This is a genomic window from Marinobacter sediminum (assembly GCF_023657445.1).
Classification (GTDB): Bacteria; Pseudomonadota; Gammaproteobacteria; order Pseudomonadales; family Oleiphilaceae; genus Marinobacter; species Marinobacter sediminum_A.
Genome location: NZ_JAGTWY010000001.1, coordinates 2,696,804 through 2,714,451, shown reverse-complemented (window position 1 = coordinate 2,714,451; position 17,648 = coordinate 2,696,804). Strand labels below are relative to the sequence as shown.

Genomic DNA, 17,648 nt, shown 5'->3' with positions numbered 1-17,648 from the left:
GCATTAAGGCTTATAACCAGTATAGGGCCGGATTGTTACTTGCGTGTAATTTTTTGTAACTTTGTGCGCTGGCGTCGTATATGGAGCCGGTGTGGCTTGTCTGGCACAATGCGGAGTTCGGTTTTGCCTTACCTTCACCACACACCCGGGGACGTTCAGGTTTGAGTCACGAGCAATCGCACCTCCTGCTGCCTGCGGATTCAGCCTGGCTGGCTCTGGAACGACCAGAGAATCCAATGACCATTACGGTCATGTTGCGGGTGGATGGCCTTACCGCGCCCCGCTTCCGGGAATTCCTGAGGGTGTACTGGATGGCGTGGGAGCGTTTCCGGTGCATGCCGGTAAAGCGCGCCCCGGCTTGGTGGTGGGAGCCGGATCCTGTGTTTGATCTCAAGCATCACCTTGATGTCGTCATTGATCGCTTTTCGCAGGAAGAGCTGCAGGAATGGGTGTCTGCTCGCCTGAACCAGCCTCTGGCGCTTTACCGCCCCCGCTGGAAATTCTGGCTCGCGCCCAATGCAGAGGGTGGAGCCGCGTTGCTCTTGCGTATGCATCACTGTTACGCCGACGGACTCTCCCTTCTGGGCCTGTTTGATCGCCTGTGCCCGCCTTCGCCTCAGCAGCACCCTGCCATCTACGGTGCTGCGGAAACGGAAGAGTTTTCCCGGTGGTATGCCACCGCTCAGGCCTGGCTGGGGAAGCTGGTGGCGGGTGAAACGAACCTGGACGAGTCGGCGACCGATGCAGCAGAACTCGACGCTGCAGGCGCCAATCAGTGGCATCAGGCCGGGCGCGCGCTGGAAGGGGTTGCCCAGAAAAGCCTCAGGCTGGTGCATGAGGTCAGTGATTTTCTGATCGAACCGGAAGACAGTGCATCGGATCTGAAGCGGCCCTTACTCGGCCGGCGCCAGTGTCGCTGGTCTCAGCCGGTACCCCTGGACAAGTTCCGGACCGTTGCCAGCGCCACCAATGTCACCATCAATGATGTTTTGCTCAGCTGTGTCGCGGCTGCCGTGCGTGTCCGGATGGGTCTGGAAGGCGATGAGTTGGAGGAGGCCGTTCTCCATGCTGCGGTCCCTGTGGATATTCGGGCAAGGTTACCGGAAGATCTGCAGCCGGAGCCTGGCTCCCTCGGTAACTTCTTCGGCACGGTCTTCGTGCCACTGCCGGTGGATGGCGAAAGCCCGTTGGAGAGGTTGTACCGGGTCAAACATGAAACCCGGCGCCTGAAGAAGAGCTGGCAGCCAGGTATTGCCTGGGGCCTGGCGGCCAGCGCCTCTGTGATCCCGGAACCCTGGCGCCAGCCCGTGGCTGACATGTTTTACCGTAAGGCCAGTGCGGTGGTCTCTAACGTTCCGGGCACACCGGAAACCCGTTATATTGCTGGCTGTCGCATTACCGAGCAGATGTTCTGGGTGCCCCAGGCGGGCGATATCGGGCTCGGTGTCAGTATTGTCAGTTACGCAGGCCAGATCCAGTTTGGCGTGGTTGCGGACGAGGCGATCATGACCGACCCCGAGAGCTTTCTTGCGGATTGTCTGCAGGAACTGGAACAGTTTCCGGGCTGGTCGTAGTCCCAAAGTTCTGTTTGCAGTGCCTCCCAAATGAGCAGAAAACCTGCTCCCTTGACGCATTTCCCCCTTCTTTCCCTTAGCCGACCATGGAATTCAGGCAACAGATCACGCCTGGGGCTGCCGGATAACCCGGTACCCCCATCCCAGATTTCCATAACAACCGGGGGAACTATGAAAAACAACAATATCAGAAAGTCAGGGCTGGCCATCGCAATGGCAGCTGCGATGGGTACCAGCGTCGGCGTGAACGCGGCGGTTGAACTCTATAACCAGGATGGCACTTCCTTTTCTGTTGATGGCTATTTCAACGCATTCTATGTGAATCGCGACGACAAGGTTTCCGACACCCGCAATTCGGATGTCAAAATGGGTTTCCTGCCCAACACCATCGGCTTTAACTTCAGCAAGAAAGTGGGCGACCTGACCATGGGCGGCCGCTCCTCGTTCTGGTCAACGATCAACGATAGCCTGCAATCTCCGACCGACACTGCCATCGACGTCCGTCAGCTCTACGCCACTGTTGACGGATCCTTTGGCCAGGTGCTGATCGGTAAGGACTTCGGCCTGTATGCCCGTTCCAACATTTTCCTCGATGAGATACTGATGGGCTTTGGCTCCCCGGGCGCTCCGACCGGGGTCTCCTTCGGTAACATCCGCACCGGTTATCCCTACCCGAACCCGTCTGCGCAGATCACTTACCGCACCCCTGATATGGCCGGCCTGAAGGCAGCGGCCGGTATCTTCGAACCTGCCAACACGACGCCGGGCGCACAGTCTGAACAGTCTGCACCGCGACTCGAGGCTGAAGTTACCTACAGCGCGGACCTTAGTGGGGTTGCTTTGACCGGTTGGGTTAATGGCCGCTCGCAGAAGTCCGAAAATGCTACCACCTCGGTTGATTCAACGGGCCTGGGATACGGTGTTCGTGCCGCTGTCGCCGGTGTCTCCCTATCGGCCTCTGGTTTCACGTCCGAAGGCGATGTGCCCGTTCTGATTTCCGACACTGCTGCACCTCTGGCGGAAGAGGATGCGGACGGGTACCTGGTCCAGGGCTCATACACTCTGGGTGCTAACCGGTTTGTTCTGTCCTATGGCGAAACGGATTCCGATCAGGGCGACTTCGAAACTGAAAGCACCTCTGTGGCGGTGTTCCACGATGTAAACAGCAACTTCAAGCTGGTGGCCGAGTACAACATGTTTGAGCAAACCACCAAGTCGACCGGTGCTGACGCCGCCGACAGCGACACCATCGCCCTCGGCGCTATCGTCACTTTCTAAGCGTTTACTGGCGGCTGAATGGCAGGGTAGTGTTCACGCCACCCTGATTGTCTAAGACTAAAGTGTCGGTTTCCCGGAGAGGAAACCGGCCGCGCCACCAGACATTGATTCAGAGGGTTTTTAATCAATGGCTTACGATCATTTTGGCGCACCCATTAAAAGCACTGAAGTCGCATTGGCTACGTTTTCGGATGCCGTAAAATCGGTTAAAAGCTATCCGTATCCGGAGCCTGCCTCTATGAAGTCAGCGACGACGATGCCCGCCGTCAGGGTTGCAAGCTCCAGCGTTCGCGATCCGATGCTGGCTGCCACCAACCTCGCAAGTCAGCTCAACCACGAACATCTTGGTTGTGTCCTGTTTTTCTGTTCTGCCGAGTATGACCTCGAGAGGCTCGGTCCTGCCCTTGAGCATGTTTTTCAGGGGGCTCGGGTTTGTGGCTGTACATCAGCAGGCGAGATTACCCCGGAGGGTTACGGCCGTGGATGCATCACTGCGATCGGCTTCGACAAGCGCTATTTTGCAATTGATTGCGCACTGATTCGCGAGCTGGACCAGTTTTCGCTGCAGGATGCCCAGGGCGTGATAGACGGCTTGCTTGCTACTTGCCGGGACGCGCGACTGGCGCCGGTGAAAGGCAATACCTTTGCCATCACCTTGCTTGACGGACTTTCCAGCCGTGAGGAGCTCGTGCTGGCCACGCTAAACGCTGCCCTGGGGAGCATACCTCAGTTCGGAGGCTCGGCCGGTGATGATGAGCGGCTGGCAAACACCCATGTTTTCTATGACGGCCGGTTTCATACCGGCGCGGCGACGGTGTTGCTGGTGAATACCCCTCTGGACTTCCGGGTATTTTCAACCCACCACATGGTTGAGCGAAGTCAGAAGCTGGTGGTTACCGATGCCTGCCCCGAGAGCCGTACGGTATATGAGCTCAATGCCGAACCCGCAGCCGATGCCTATGCGCGTGCGGTCGGCGTGGAGGTAGACGCCCTCGACCGCAAAGTGTTTGCGCTACGGCCCCTGGGGGTAAAAATCGGTGGCCATTATTTTGTCAGATCGATCCAGCGGGTAAATCCCGACAAGAGCCTGACCTTTTATTGTGCGGTAGAGACCGGGATCGTGATGACGGCCATGGAACCGGAATCACTCCTCGACAGTGTACGCACGCAGATTGAAGCGTCAGAGCGCGTTGTGGGGCCGCCATTGGTGACCATAGGCTGTGACTGTTTCCTGCGTCGCCTGGAGGCGGAGCTGACCGGCGAAGTGGAGTCCGTGTCCGAATTCCTGCGGCACCACAAGGTTATCGGGTTCAACACCTACGGTGAGCAGTTCGACGGTATGCATATCAATCAGACTTTTACGGGGGTGGTCATTGGCCAGCCTGATGTCCGCTCCGGACAATCCTGAGGCTCTCACCGACGAGCTCAAAGACCAGCGAATTGCGGAGCTGGAGGCGGAAAACGAACGCCTGCGGAAGATTCGCGATGCCTTGATTGTCCGTGTGGAATCCGGCTCCGCCCATAAGCCCGAGCCCTATGCGGCATTTGAGCACTCGGTGGTGCTGGCAGAGCAGGTGCGCGAGCGTACGGACGCGTTGAATCAGGCCATGGATGAGCTCAAGGGCAGTAACAAAGCCCTGAATCGTGCCCGGGAAGAGGCTGAAACCACCCGCCAGCGTCTCAGCGACGCGATCGAAAGTATTGCCGACGGATTTGTGCTGTTCGATCACCAGCATCGGCTAATCCAGAGCAACACCCGTTTCCGCAGCTACTGGCGCCAGGCTGGTCTGGAGCCGCCTGCCCCCGGTACTTCCATTGTCGATGTAAAAACACAGGCACTGACCTCCGGCCTTATATTGGAGGAGCATGGCCACCCGGACTCTGAAGGCGTGGTGTTCCTGCTGTCTAACGACCGCTGGGTGCAAATGACCGAGCGGCCAACCCGGGAGGGCGGACTGGTGGTGCTGTATTCTGACATCACCGACGTCAAGAACAGCGAAATGGCACGCCGCATCAAGGCGCTGGAAGAGAGCGAGCGCTGGATCAGGGTGGTTACCGACCACGTGCCCGCGCTGATCGCCTATGTCGGTGCCGATATGACCGTGCAATTCTGCAACAAGGTCTATGAGGCCTGGTATGGCCGCAACGGCGAAACACCTCTGGGTAAATCCCTGGAGGAGGTTCATTCGTCCGAGTTCTACCGTCGTTTATTGCCCCAGGTCGAGCAAACACTGGCGGGTAACAGTGTTACCTTCGAGTTCGAGGAGACCGGAGAGGCAGGTGATGTGCGTTACATGCTTCGCTCGTACGTACCGAATTACGACGAAGAAGGCGTCATTACCGGTTTCTTTGTCCTGATCCGTGACATCACCGACCGCCGCAAGACCGCACTGGCGCTCGAACAGGCCTATGACAACCTGGAGCGCCGGGTGAAGGAGCGAACGGCGGCATTAACCGGGCTGAACAACCAGCTACGTCAGGAAATTACCGAGCGAGCGGCTGTGGAAGCCCGGCTCAGAGACGCCAAGCTTGAGGCTGAACGGGCAAACCTGTCCAAGACCAAGTTCCTGGCTGCGGTCAGCCATGATTTGCTGCAACCGTTGAATGCGGCGCGCTTGTTCACCAGTGCCTTGCTGGAGCAGTCGTTCGGCGCCAGGGCCGAGGGGCTCGTCCGATCCGTGAGCAGGTCCCTGGATGATGTGGAAAATCTGCTGGGTACCCTGGTGGATATTTCCAAGTTGGACGCCGGGGTGATCAAGCCTGATGTGACGGCCTTTGACCTCCGGGATCTGCTTAACAACATCGCCCGGGAATTCAGGCAGATGGCGGTAGCGGAAGGGCTGGAGCTTGATTTTGTCTCCTCATCCGCGGTGGTTGAATCCGATTCCCAATTGCTGGCCCGGATACTTCGCAACTTTCTCACCAATGCCATTCGTTATACCGGTTCCGGCCGCATTCTGTTTGGCTGTCGTCGCCGCGCCGACCACGTGCTGTTGCAGGTATGGGACACCGGGCCGGGCATTCCGGAAGATAAGCTCACCGAAATCTTTCAGGAATTCAAACGTGCCCGTCCTGCTGGTTCGCAGCCGGACAAGGGTCTGGGCCTGGGGCTTGCGATTGTGGACAAGATCTCACGAATGCTGGGACATGAAGTAAGGGTTTCATCCATTGAGGGCAAGGGGTCGGTGTTCAGCGTCCGGGTGCCGCTTGGTCGGCTGCAGCCCAGGCTCCCGGGTACTGACGATAAGCCGCTTGCCTCGCTGGACAGTGGTCTGGATGGCGCACGAATCTGGGTGATCGACAATGACCTCGCCATTTGCAAAGGGATGCTTACGTTGCTGGAAGGTTGGGACTGCCAGGTGATTACGGCAGTCTCCCTGGCGGATCTGGAGCGGCAACTGAACCCTGCCGAAAGCCCTGTGGATCTGATTCTGGCAGACTACCATCTCGATCACGATGAAACCGGTGTCGATGTTGTGGCCAGTATCAATGAGCGTCGGCAGTATCCCGCGCCGGTCATTATGATTACTGCCAATTACACCAACGAACTGAAGCAGCACATACGGGGACTGGGCTACTCGTTAATGAACAAACCCGTTAAGCCGCTCAAGCTTCGTAGTATGTTGAGTCATCTGATCAACGGATCTGGTCGGATCAGGCGCTGAATAGCCGGCATGAGTCCCGGTTATTCAGGCCCGCAGGTTTTGCGTTTGTTACCGTTTCAAATACTGGCTGAAATCCACGTCGCTGGCGGAGAGAATCGCCTGAACGCGGTTATGAACGCCCAGTTTGCGCAGAATGGCTGAAACATGCGCCTTGACCGTAGTCTCTGCAATGTTGAGGTTGTAGGCGATCTGCTTATTGGACTCGCCCTTGGACATGCGCTCCAGAACCAGCAGCTGGCGGCGGGTCAGGGAGTTGAGCAGCTCTGGCGAAATCGGATTGTCATCGTTACGGTTTCGGCGACTGGAGCTTTGCTTGCCGGTACGAATGATGTCTGATGGCAGGTAGACATTGCCATTCAGAATTTGCTGGATCGCCTCGGTCATCTGGGCCCGTGGGGATGACTTGGTGATGAAACCCACAGCGCCATACGTGATGGCTTGCAGCACCACTTGCTTGTCTTCCTCCGCCGAAACAATCACAACGGGAATGGTCGGAGCCTCGTTACGAAGGGTGATCAACCCGTTCAGCCCGTGCATGCCCGGCATGTTCAGGTCCAGAAGGATCAGGTCCAGGTCATCGTTCCCCCTGGTAATCTCAAGCGCACTGTCCAGGTCGTCCGTCTCAATGATCTCACTGCCTGCGAAGCCGGAAGCGATTACGCTACTGATGGCTTCCCGGAACAGCGGGTGGTCATCGGCGATCAGGATCTTGTAAGCCGGCTCCATGAAAGTGTCTACCTGTTTATTCTCATTGTCGGGGATCGTTTCCGAGCCATGATAGCTGTTTTCGGAAGAGAGTGCGGCATCGAGCTCGTCAAGCATGGCAGCCTCCTTTGCAGAGGGTAGTCGGCGCAGCGAAGTGACGCCGGGCCTCGGGTTATTATTGTGATGGTTTCATTACACTCCATACCGGACTTCGGTTGAATGCGACCATCGCACCAAAAAACAGGCACCAAAGTACTATTCTTGCGTGCCACCGGGGTTCGTATCGTGGAGGAATGAACCTACAACAAAGAAAATCGGGCCTATCCGCATTTGCCGCTTGGCTTGCGCTGGTTCTGATACAGCTTTCTGGCTCGATGGTCCTGGCCGATCAGAAGCAATTCTTGCCGGAGCTGTCGATCAGCGTGCTGCAGTCTGGCACCGCGCATTGGGAACTCGATCATATCGTGCACCAGCAACTGGATCGCAAGCATGGCTACCGACTGTCTCTGAGGCCGGTTGCCAACCTGCCAGCATCACATCTTGCGATTACCAGTGGATCGGTGAATGGTGCGGTAGCAGATCTGTTGTGGGTCCAGTCCCGGTATCAGGCCGGCCGTCCGTATCTCTACCTGCCATTTTCATCCCGGATCGGTGACATTGTGGTGCCCGAGGACTCTGCTGTGCATGACGTGTCCGACCTGGAGGGGTTGCGTATCGGGGTCGCTGGCGGGCCAGACAGCAAGGGCTGGATCCTGCTGCAAAAAGTGGCTGCCGGCCAGGGTATCGACCTGACAGGATCGGCGCGGGTTCAGTATGCCGCGCCACCATTGCTGAGTCAGGCGCTTAAACGGGGGCAGGTGGATGTCATCGTCACATACTGGCACTTCGCCGCCCGTCTGAAGGGGCAGGGTGGCTGGCGTTCAGCCTTCGGTATGGCCGATTTGCTCGCAGCCATGGGCCTGGATCGCAACCTGCCCGTGCTGGGGTATGTGTTTCCGGAAAACTGGGCGGGCGAACACGGCGGGCTCGTAGACCGGTTTGCCCGTTCAGTCGCTGAGGCCAAGGCAGAGCTTGCGCTGCAGCCGTCGGCCTGGAAGCGATTGCGACCTCTCATGCGAAATCCGGAGGATTCGGTTTTCGGTGCCCTGCGAGCGGGCTTCGTTGCGGGAACACCTGAGCCCCTGACCGACGGTCGTGTCGCGGACTTGCAGGACCTGCTGGAGCTGACAGGGGTAGGTGCCGGCCAGGTCATGCCAGAGCGTCTGTTCTACCGGAGCCAGCCATGACCATCTTTGGAGGTGCGCCGGAACGGGGGCGGCCTCCGACCTGGAGTTACTGGGTGGTATTGCCCTCGGTCCTGGTGCTGTGGGCCCTGACGTCGTGGCTCATCCAGTCACCGCTGCTACCTTCGCCGGGCACCGTACTTGATACCCTCGTACGGGAAGCCAGTTCCGGTGATCTCTGGTATCACCTGGGGGCCACCCTGCGCCGTGTTTTGCTGGCGTTTTTCCTGGCCATGTTGCTCGGCACCCTGATCGGGCTGGCAATGGGGCGATCGGCCACCACCAATGCCCTGTTTGATCCCCTGCTGGTTCTGCTGCTCAACCTGCCGGCGCTGGTTACCATCATCCTGATGTATGTCTGGTTTGGTCTGGTGGAAGTTGCTGCGGTGATGGCGGTCGTCATCAACAAGGTTCCCAACGTTGCCGTGACGGTTCGTGAAGGGGCCCGTAGCCTGGACTTCCGGCTGGAAGAAATGGCAACCGTCTACCGATTCTCCCGATGGCAGAGGTTCCGGCACGTCTGGGTGCCCCAGCTGTTTCCCTACCTGATGGTGGCCACCCGTGGCGGACTGGCCCTGATCTGGAAAATTGTCCTGGTCGTCGAACTTCTGGGCCGCTCCAGTGGGGTGGGGTTTCAGCTCCATATGGCGTTCCAGATCTTCGACGTGGCGTCCATCCTTGCCTACAGCCTGGCGTTTATTGCAGTTGTCCAACTGATAGAACTGGCCATTCTGCAACCATTGGAGCGCCGATCCAGCCGCTGGCGTCGACCAGAGGTGGCCTGTGCTTGAGCTGCGCATCGCCGGCCGCGATTTCGGCAAGCCGGTACTGGGAGAAGTCTTTGCCACCATAGAACGGGGCGATCGTATCTGCCTGCTTGGTCCCTCCGGCATTGGCAAAACCACATTGCTGAATGCCATAGCGGGACTGGATTCGACGGTGCCGGATAGTGCCCTCATTGGCCGTGAACGGTTGCGGATTGGATACCTGTTCCAGGAACACCGATTGCTACCCTGGCGCAGCCTGCGCGCCAACCTTGAACTGGTGGGGGTATCGGCGCGCGAGGCTGAGGACTATCTGGTCCGGGTTGGTCTGGCTGGCTACAGTCATTATCTGCCCGATCAACTCTCCCTCGGCATGGCCCGGCGAGCGGCGCTGGCCCGTTGTCTGGCCGTTAAACCCGAATTGCTGTTGCTCGACGAACCCTTTGCGTCTCTTGATCCGGTCATGGCGGACGGACTCAAAGCGCTGATTGCCGAGATACTGGACGCCAGTCCCGGCATGGCGATGATCTGCGTAACCCATGATGGTGGTGATGCCGCAACCCTGGCCAATCGCCTGTGGTACCTTGATGGTAAGCCAGCGCGGCTGCAATGGGATGACGCGATTGAAGAACCCGGCCTTGTTAATGGTCTCTTGGGAAAACTGAGAAATCTCGAACCGACCGGTTAACTGACCAAGTCAGAGCAGCCGCCGGGTATCACCTTCCAAAACACGCCTCAAGACGTCCTGTTCGGCTTGGGCTCCGCCCCTCAGCGCTAATTGCTCCTGCGTCGCACTGAGGGTCCTGGGCAGGCCGTCCATGGCCTGCCCGTGAAGAGCTCTCGCTCTTCACCCCTGGCTCCGCACAGTTTTGGAAGGTGATACCCGGTGGCTGAGCCTCCCAGAGTCAGGCCGGCTTGGTCCCCAATATTTTGGTCCTCTGTGGTCGGAATCCGGCAGTGGCCAACATCACCAGCACCACAGTCACCCCGGTTGTCACTCCCAAAGCAAAAGGATTCCACTCCAGATACAGCGAAAACCGGATCGCTTCCACCGCATGGGTAAACGGGTTGAATTGGCAAACCCAGTAAAGCCATGGGCTGGCCTCCTTCATCCGCCACAGCGGATACAGCGCCGATGACATAAAGAACATCGGGAAGATGACGAAATTCATCACCCCGGCAAAGTTCTCAAGCTGCTTGATCCAGGTGGCAATCAGCAAGCCCAGCGCCCCCAGCATCAGACTGGCCAACACCAGGGCCGGCAGCACGGCCAGATAGCCCCAGAGCGGTGGTTCCACATCCACCAGCAGAGCCAGCAACAGAAACACATACACCTGGCCCACCGACACCACGCCCATGGCCAGCAGTTTGGTTACCAGCAGGAATGGCCTGGGCAGGGGGCTCATGAGCAGTACCCGCATGCTGCCCAGTTCCCGGTCATACACCATGGAAAGTGCACCCTGCATACTGTTGAACAGGATAATCATCCCGCAGAGCCCGGGAGCAATGTAGGTCTCGTAGGTAATGTAGGTTTCATAGGGGGGAATGATGGAGATACCGAGCACCGCCCGGAAACCGGCGGCAAACACCACGAGCCAGAGCAGGGGGCGCACCAGAGCGCTGGCAAACCGGGTTCTCTGTTGCCAGAACCGCAGCCATTCCCGGGTCTGGATGCCAACAAAACAGTGCCAGTAATGAGCCGGTTTCATGACGCTGCTCCGGTCAGGGATTCGAAGGTTTCTGCCAGATCCCGGGTACCTTCGGCTTCGCAGATTGCCCGGCCGGAACCATCGGCCAATAACTGGCCCTGATGCAGAATCAGCACCCTGTCCTCCTGGCGGACCTCTTCAATCAGGTGGGTCGCCCAGAGCACGGTCAGGCCGTCCTCCTCACAGAGCGTGCGCACATGATCGCTGAGTGCCTTCCGGCTGGCCACATCCAGGCCGACAGTCGGCTCATCCAGCAACAACAGCGAGGGCTGGTGCAGCAGGGCGCGGGCGATTTCCACCCGGCGGCGATGGCCGCCATTGAGCTTGCGCACCGCATCGTTGGCCCGGTCGAGCAAACCAAAACGCTCCAGCTCACGATCACCCCGGGCACGGGTTTCCCTGCGCGACAACCCATGCAGCGCACCGTGATACATCAGGTTCTGTCGCACCGTAAGGTCCAGGTCCAGAGCATTTTGCTGGAATACGACGCCAATCCGTCGCATGGCCTCGGCCGGTTGGTTTGCCAGGGACTGCCCGGCCATCAGGATGTCACCCTGCTGCAATGCCAGCAGCCGGGTCAGCAAGCCAAACAGGGTGGATTTGCCCGCGCCATTGGGACCCAGCAGGGCATGGAATTGACCGGAGGTCAGGCTAAAACTGACTTCCTTGAGCACGGGCTTGTCGCCATAGCGAAAGCTGATGTTGCGGGCTTCTATCGTCATGAAGTCGGATCTATGACCACACCCCAGGGGTAGCGGCCTACTTTGATGGATTTGATGACTTTCATATCTTCGATATCGATGATCGAGACATCACCGGAGACACCATTAGTGGTATAGAGGTGTTTTTCGTCTTTATCCAGGTCCAGTTGCCAGACCCGGGCGCCGACCAGCAGATAATCCAGCACTTCATAGCTTTGAGCGTCCACGACCGCAACGTGGTTGGACGGGCCCAGGGCCACGAAGGCGTACCTGCCATCGGAAGTCAGCTCAATGCCCACCGGTTGTACCCGGTCCTGGTTGACTCCGGGTACCTTGAACGTCATCTGATGGATCTGTTCCAGCTTATCGACGTCGATAATGTGCACGGTGCCGCCAATTTCAGCAGACGCCCATGCAATCTTGCTGTCCTTGCTGAACTCCACATGCCTCGGCCGCTGGCCAACAACAATGTTTTTCTCGATCTTAAAAGTTTCGGTGTTGATCCAGTGCAGCATGCTCGTGGTTTCGCTGGTATTCACCGCCCACTTGCCATCCGGGCTGACCGCCATGCCTTCGGGCTCGATGCCAACGTCAATCTGGGCCAGGACATCTTTGTTGGTCACATCCACCACGGTCACGATGGCGTCATCTTCGTTCGAGATATACAGGTGCCTGTTGTTCGGGTGCAGCGCAAACTGCTCAGGATCCTCACCCGAGGGCAGGGTATCAATAATCCTGCGGGTGGCCAGGTCCATCACCTGAACGGTATCGTCATCGCTGGCGCAGATATACAGCCTGGTATAGTCCTTCGAGAGCAGAATGCCCCGAGGCCGGGCACCTACCTCAATGGTATCCACGACTGTCTGCGACTCCGTATCGATGATCGAAAGCGTGTTGTCCTTTTCGTTGGAGACGTAGGCAAGGCTCGCCAGTGCCGGTGTAGACAGGCCAATCAGTGCACTCAGGGTGATATGTTTCAATGCGGTTCTCACGGACTTTCTCCTTGTTATTTCGAGCCTGCTCGGCGTCTCACTCGTTGATACGGCATTCACTCTCAGGCTTGTCGAAGCCGAGGGTATCCATTTGGGTGTTGGGGTGCAGAAAACCTTCAAAGGGTGCCCGGGCCACCAGGCCACGAGGGTGAATCAGCGGTATGGGTTGTCGCAGCTGAGCGTTCCAGTCCCGGTAGGTCAGCTTGCGCCCCTTGAATGCTGCCAGCTGGAATTTGTCACTGAACAAAAACGCGCGAATGGCTGCAGCATTGGCTTTGCCGGTCCGGGTGACGGCAGTGCCGATGGAGCGAACCGCCGTCCAGGCGGCGTAATCCTCGCTGTTCATGTCGCGGCCAGCCAGTTTCCGGAAGCGGCTCTGCAGTTGCGCTGCGCCCCAGCTTTCCACCACGCGATGCCAGGCGACCGGTGACATACCCTGGGTGCCCACAACCGGGCGCGGCAACCAGGTGTTGAATGGCACATACTCGCCAAAATCGCCCCGGACATCGGCGACCACCACCGCATCGTAATCGTCGCCCTGGGTAAATAAAGGCAGTTCTTTAGATGCCGTGCGGCGCAGGTCGGCGTCAAAGGTCCAGGCTTTGTCTTCCACAATGTCCAGACCAAAGCGCCTGGCGGAGCGACGGAAGGCACCGGCCCAGGCCTGGTCTGCTTCGGTTGGCCCGGTAATCAGAAAGACTTCGTTCCAGCGACGCTGATTGAGCCACTGGCCAAGGGCATCGGTGAGCATGGCGTAGCTGGGCATTGTGTGCAGCAGGTTCGGGTAACAGCTGGTGGTGCGCAGGTGGCCATCCTTCGCGCCAGCGTTAAAGATAAGCGTGGTTGCTCCGGCTCTGTCGATCATGGTTTCGAGAGTGTTGGCGGGGGCCCTGATCACGAACAGCTCAATGCCTTTCTTCTGCATTGCCTCAAACGCGTCTAGGGCGGCTTGCTCTGAGTCCGTGGTCTCGCTCTCGAAAAGGTACTTCTGGTCCAGGAATTTGCCGGTGGTGTTGTTGTCGGCGATGGCGAGTTCGGCCCCACGGAGGCCAGCGTCTTCAGGTTCCGGAATAACGTTGGACAGTACCGGGCCCTGATCGGGTATCCATTGAATATAGCCAATGGTCACCTCAACCGGCTGCGCAGCCAGTGTCGCCGACAAAAAGGCTGCTGAAATCAGAACGGCAAGTCTCCGCAGGCAGCGGCGATACATAGGAACTCCTGATTTTTGTTTTCTTTCCCACCGAGCTTAGAGAAGGCGGCCAGGCGCTGAAATATTCAGAAAGTCGCAATCAGACAGTACTAAAGGAGGAGATTTTGCGGGCAACACCTCCAATCTACTACCAAGGAACTAGGTCAAATCCTCCAAAGTGGCATTCGGATTGGGCGGCGGGCTTCCTAAACTTGAGGTCAGCAAGTTGGCACCTGATAAATCCAATAGCCAGCGCACCGGGAATCAACACAGAGGTAGCAACAATGACAACGTCCTTTTCATTCAAAGTATTGGTCACTGCCACCTTGTTAGGTGCAGCCGGCCTGGTCCTGGCCCATGGGAATGTTACTCCCCAGGAAGTTGATACCGGCAATCTGCCAGAACTCGGTGACGAGGTTCTGATCGAAAATCCCTTCCGCGAAGGCAATTCGCACGGTGACGTGAACGCACAGGCCGTTGAAGTGGGAGAGAGCGCGTACGCTGGCAATTGCGCCGGCTGCCATGGCATCCGGGCCATGTCCGGTGGCCTCACTCCGGATTTGAGGGAGCTGACCGAGTGGGACGATGAGTACTTCATCAACCGTGTCCGTAATGGCACCGACCGAGGCATGCCGTCCTGGAAAAAGACCCTGGATCAAAATGCCATGTGGGCGATCAAAGCCTATGTCGAGTCGCTGCCAAAGCCCGAGTAATGTGTCGGACGAATGAGATGAAGGTCTGTTCCCGGGCCGGCCTTGTGCCGGCCTGAGGCCGTTGGGGAGAAAACAATGAAAGCGATAGCCGGTATTTTCACACTGCTTCTGTGTCTTCAGGTGGCAACTGCCCAGGAAATGAACGATGGCGATCCCATACTGAATCGGCCAGCGGACCGCACCTACGATATTATTCTTGAGTCGGGCTATCTGAAGGTCGGTGTCTACGAAAACTTCCCGCCATACTCCTACGCCGTAGACGGTGAGCCCCGGGGCATTGATGTGGAGCTCGGCAAGCGTATCGCCCGTGAAATAGGGGTGGACTTTAAGGTTCACTGGATTGTGCCGGACGAGAATCTCGGCGATGACCTGAGGAACAATGTCTGGAAAGGTCATTACCTCGCCAAACAGCGCCTGGCCGACATCATGATGCGTGTGCCCTACGACAAGGAGTACGCCTACATGCAGGACTCCACGGGTGAGTACATTAACGAGCAGGTCGTTCTTTTCGGACCCTACCAGCAGGAGCGCTGGCAGATCGCTTTCAACCCGGGAAAGCTGGATTCGGTGGATACCGTTGCGGTGTTTCAGTACCACCCCATTGGTGTAGAGATTGATACCCTGCCGGACTTCTATCTGACCTCGGGGCTTCGCGGAAGAATGCGGGATCAGGTTCAGCATTTCGCCAGTGTGAGGGAGGCTTTTCGCGCCATGCGCGAGGGGGATGTCAGTGCGGTGATGGGAATGCGGGCTGAAATTGACCATGAACTCGCCAAGCCTGAAAACCGCCAGTTCAGGGCGGCAGGCAACGGCTTCCCCGGTATTGGTAAACAGGTGTGGGATGTCGGCATGGCCGTCAAATCCAATCACCGGCAGCTTGGGTACGCCGTGGAGTCTATCGTCGGCGATCTGGTGAAGTCCGGGGAGCTGGATGCCGTCTTTGCTGACCTGGATCTGCGATATGGCGTGCCCCAGTATTACCGGGAATTTCTCAGCGAAGAGGCGATTGCCCGCGCTGAGGGGGCGTTATGATTCCCGACTCCGGACAGTTTTTTTAAAGACTATGGAAAAAGCCCGCGACGTTCTCGCGGGCTTTTTTGTTTGAGGTAGTACTACCAAGTGATGAGAAAACCTGTTCCGCGGGGTAATTGTTGGTTTTTCTTACAAAGCGAAGAATCGATGTTAGAGACGGGAAAGTTCCCGGTTCGCCGAGAAACCGAAAACAAGAGAATTGGAGAGCGCAACCATGAGATCGAACAAGTTCGGGATTCGCATTGCCGCCAGCGCCTTGGCACTGGCGGTGTCATACGGGGCCCATGCGGTCACCGATGAAGACATCATGAACGATGCCAACACGCCGGAAGATATTGTCAGCTACGGCATGGGTACCCAGGGGCAGAGGTACAGCACCCTGGAAGATTTGAATGCCAGCAATATCCAGTACCTGCAGCCGGTATGGGCCTTTTCCTTTGGCAGCGAAAAAATGCGCGGCCAGGAGTCCCAGCCGATGGTGAAGGACGGTGTGATGTATGTAACCGCCTCCTATTCCCGTGTTTACGCCATTGATGTCAGGACCGGCGAGGAAATCTGGCAGTACGATGCCCGTCTGCCGGATGGCATTATGCCGTGCTGCGACGTGGTCAACCGCGGTGTTGCCCTGTACGACGACAAAGTAATCTTCGGTACCCTTGATGCCAAACTGGTAGCCCTGAACAAGGACACCGGTAAGCCAATGTGGATCAAGAAAGTGGCGGACTATCAGGCCGGTTACGCCATTACCGCTGCGCCCATCGTGGTTAAGGGCAAGCTGATTACCGGCGTATCGGGCGGTGAGTTCGGAATTGTCGGTAAGGTCGAAGCCTACGACGCCAATACCGGTGAGCTGGTCTGGACGCGCCCGACCGTTGAAGGTCACATGGGCTATGTCTACAAGGATGGCAAGGCCGTCGAGAATGGCATTTCAGGTGGCAAAGCCGGCGTAACCTGGCCTGGCGACATGTGGAAGAATGGCGGCGCAGCGACCTGGCTGGGCGGCACCTATGATCCGGATACCGACTCTCTGTTCTTTGGCACCGGCAACCCGGCGCCCTGGAACTCGCACCTGCGTCCTGGTGACAACCTGTTCTCATCCTCCCGTCTGGCCATTGATCCGGATGACGGCAGCATCAAGTGGCATTTCCAGACCACACCCCACGACGGCTGGGACTACGATGGTGTGAACGAGCTGATTTCTTTCGACTACAAGGAAAACGGCAAGACTATCAAGGCTGCGGCCACCGCTGACCGGAACGGCTTCATGTACGTTCTGAACCGGGAAAACGGTGACTTCATCCGTGGCTTCCCGTTCGTCGACAAGATCACCTGGGCGTCCGGCCTGGATCCGAAGACCGGTCGTCCGATCTTTACAGACAACGGTCGTCCGGGTGACCCCAGCGTCACCGAAGGTACCAAGGGTAACCCTGTCGTCGCGCAGCCTGCATTCCTGGGCGGCAAGAACTGGATGCCCATGGCCTACAGCCAGGACACCGGCCTGTTCTACGTTCCGTCCAACGAGTGGTCCATGGAAATCTGGAACGAGCCCGTCTCCTACAAGAAGGGCGCTGCGTTCCTGGGTGCCGGATTCACCATCAAACCGGCGAACGATGATTACATTGGTGTACTCCGTGCCATGGATCCGAAGACCGGCAAGGAAGTGTGGCGTCATGAGAACACCGCACCTCTGTGGGGTGGTGTAATGGCTACTGCGGGTAATCTGGTCTTCACCGGCACACCGGAAGGCTACCTGAAAGCGTTTGATGCCAAAACTGGCGAGGAACTCTACAAGTTCAACACGGGCTCCGGCGTGGTCGGCACTCCGATAACCTGGACTATGGACGGCGAACAGTATGTTTCCGTGGCTTCTGGCTGGGGTGGTGCGGTACCACTCTGGGGTGGCGAAGTGGCCAGGGTGGTGAAAGATTTCAACCAGGGCGGTATGGTCTGGACCTTCAAGCTGCCGAAGGATCGTGTTGCCAGCAACTGATCCGGGCTATAAATGAAAAGGTCGCCTGCGGGCGACCTTTTTTGATGGGT

General features: G+C 57.9%; 15 protein-coding genes. 10 read left to right on the top strand and 5 right to left on the bottom strand.

Going from position 1 to position 17,648, the window contains the following annotated elements:
• Positions 1 to 161: 161 nt before the first annotated feature.
• The 4 genes from KFJ24_RS12850 to KFJ24_RS12835 all read left to right on the top strand — a co-directional run bounded on the left by KFJ24_RS12850 (position 162) and on the right by KFJ24_RS12835 (position 6,517).
• A complete protein-coding gene (locus KFJ24_RS12850; RefSeq protein ID WP_250831491.1) occupies positions 162 to 1,574 on the top strand; it encodes a WS/DGAT domain-containing protein in 1,413 nt (470 codons plus the stop codon).
• A 171-nt stretch (positions 1,575 to 1,745) separates the two neighbouring features.
• The gene (locus KFJ24_RS12845; RefSeq protein WP_250831490.1) at positions 1,746 to 2,852 is read left to right on the top strand and encodes a porin; all 1,107 of its coding nucleotides are present in this window, start codon (positions 1,746 to 1,748) and stop codon (positions 2,850 to 2,852) included.
• Positions 2,853 to 3,090: 238 nt separating this feature from the next.
• On the top strand, positions 3,091 to 4,260 hold the full coding sequence (nosP, locus tag KFJ24_RS12840) for a nitric oxide-sensing protein NosP (protein ID WP_434968013.1): 1,170 nt from the start codon (positions 3,091 to 3,093) through the stop codon (positions 4,258 to 4,260).
• Positions 4,238 to 6,517 carry a hybrid sensor histidine kinase/response regulator gene (locus KFJ24_RS12835; protein ID WP_250832641.1) on the top strand — a complete coding sequence of 760 codons (2,280 nt, stop codon included), beginning with the start codon at positions 4,238 to 4,240 and terminating at the stop codon, positions 6,515 to 6,517. The genes nosP and KFJ24_RS12835 overlap by 23 nt, the downstream gene beginning before the upstream one ends.
• A gap of 48 nt (positions 6,518 to 6,565) precedes the next feature.
• On the opposite strand, the gene KFJ24_RS12830 is transcribed toward KFJ24_RS12835, so the two are convergent.
• On the bottom strand, positions 6,566 to 7,243 hold the full coding sequence (locus tag KFJ24_RS12830) for a response regulator (protein ID WP_250832640.1): 678 nt from the start codon (positions 7,241 to 7,243) through the stop codon (positions 6,566 to 6,568).
• Between the two features lie 272 nt (positions 7,244 to 7,515).
• Between KFJ24_RS12830 and KFJ24_RS12825 the strand changes: the two genes are divergently transcribed.
• The 3 genes from KFJ24_RS12825 to KFJ24_RS12815 are packed head-to-tail and all read left to right on the top strand — an operon-like array spanning position 7,516 to position 9,957.
• Entirely contained in the window at positions 7,516 to 8,508 is a 993-nt protein-coding gene (locus KFJ24_RS12825) for an ABC transporter substrate-binding protein (protein ID WP_434968012.1), read from the top strand.
• A complete protein-coding gene (locus KFJ24_RS12820; protein WP_250831488.1) occupies positions 8,505 to 9,296 on the top strand; it encodes an ABC transporter permease in 792 nt (263 codons plus the stop codon). Before KFJ24_RS12825 ends, KFJ24_RS12820 begins: the two co-directional genes overlap by 4 nt.
• On the top strand, positions 9,289 to 9,957 hold the full coding sequence (locus KFJ24_RS12815; protein ID WP_250831486.1) for an ABC transporter ATP-binding protein: 669 nt from the start codon (positions 9,289 to 9,291) through the stop codon (positions 9,955 to 9,957). Before KFJ24_RS12820 ends, KFJ24_RS12815 begins: the two co-directional genes overlap by 8 nt.
• A gap of 217 nt (positions 9,958 to 10,174) precedes the next feature.
• Here the strand turns inward: KFJ24_RS12815 and KFJ24_RS12810 are convergent, their stop codons facing one another.
• Genes KFJ24_RS12810 through KFJ24_RS12795 form a run of 4 tightly spaced genes read right to left on the bottom strand, consistent with a single transcriptional unit; the run spans position 10,175 to position 13,884 of the window.
• A complete protein-coding gene (locus tag KFJ24_RS12810) occupies positions 10,175 to 10,978 on the bottom strand; it encodes an ABC transporter permease (protein ID WP_250831485.1) in 804 nt (267 codons plus the stop codon).
• Positions 10,975 to 11,700 carry an ABC transporter ATP-binding protein gene (locus KFJ24_RS12805; protein ID WP_250831484.1) on the bottom strand — a complete coding sequence of 242 codons (726 nt, stop codon included), beginning with the start codon at positions 11,698 to 11,700 and terminating at the stop codon, positions 10,975 to 10,977. Before KFJ24_RS12805 ends, KFJ24_RS12810 begins: the two co-directional genes overlap by 4 nt.
• Positions 11,697 to 12,671, bottom strand: a complete 975-nt coding sequence (locus KFJ24_RS12800; RefSeq protein ID WP_250831483.1) for a YVTN family beta-propeller repeat protein — start codon at positions 12,669 to 12,671, stop codon at positions 11,697 to 11,699. The genes KFJ24_RS12805 and KFJ24_RS12800 overlap by 4 nt, the downstream gene beginning before the upstream one ends.
• Before the next feature lie 37 nt (positions 12,672 to 12,708).
• On the bottom strand, positions 12,709 to 13,884 hold the full coding sequence (locus KFJ24_RS12795; protein ID WP_250831482.1) for an ABC transporter substrate-binding protein: 1,176 nt from the start codon (positions 13,882 to 13,884) through the stop codon (positions 12,709 to 12,711).
• Between the two features lie 263 nt (positions 13,885 to 14,147).
• On the opposite strand from KFJ24_RS12795, the gene pedF reads away from it, so the two are divergent.
• The 3 genes from pedF to KFJ24_RS12780 all read left to right on the top strand — a co-directional run bounded on the left by pedF (position 14,148) and on the right by KFJ24_RS12780 (position 17,598).
• Positions 14,148 to 14,576, top strand: coding sequence for a cytochrome c-550 PedF (gene pedF, locus KFJ24_RS12790; RefSeq protein ID WP_250831481.1), 429 nt, complete (start codon positions 14,148 to 14,150; stop codon positions 14,574 to 14,576).
• Positions 14,577 to 14,651: 75 nt separating this feature from the next.
• Positions 14,652 to 15,608, top strand: coding sequence for a substrate-binding periplasmic protein (locus tag KFJ24_RS12785; RefSeq protein ID WP_250831480.1), 957 nt, complete (start codon positions 14,652 to 14,654; stop codon positions 15,606 to 15,608).
• Positions 15,609 to 15,822: 214 nt separating this feature from the next.
• Entirely contained in the window at positions 15,823 to 17,598 is a 1,776-nt protein-coding gene (locus KFJ24_RS12780; protein WP_250831479.1) for a PQQ-dependent methanol/ethanol family dehydrogenase, read from the top strand.
• Positions 17,599 to 17,648 lie beyond the last annotated feature (50 nt).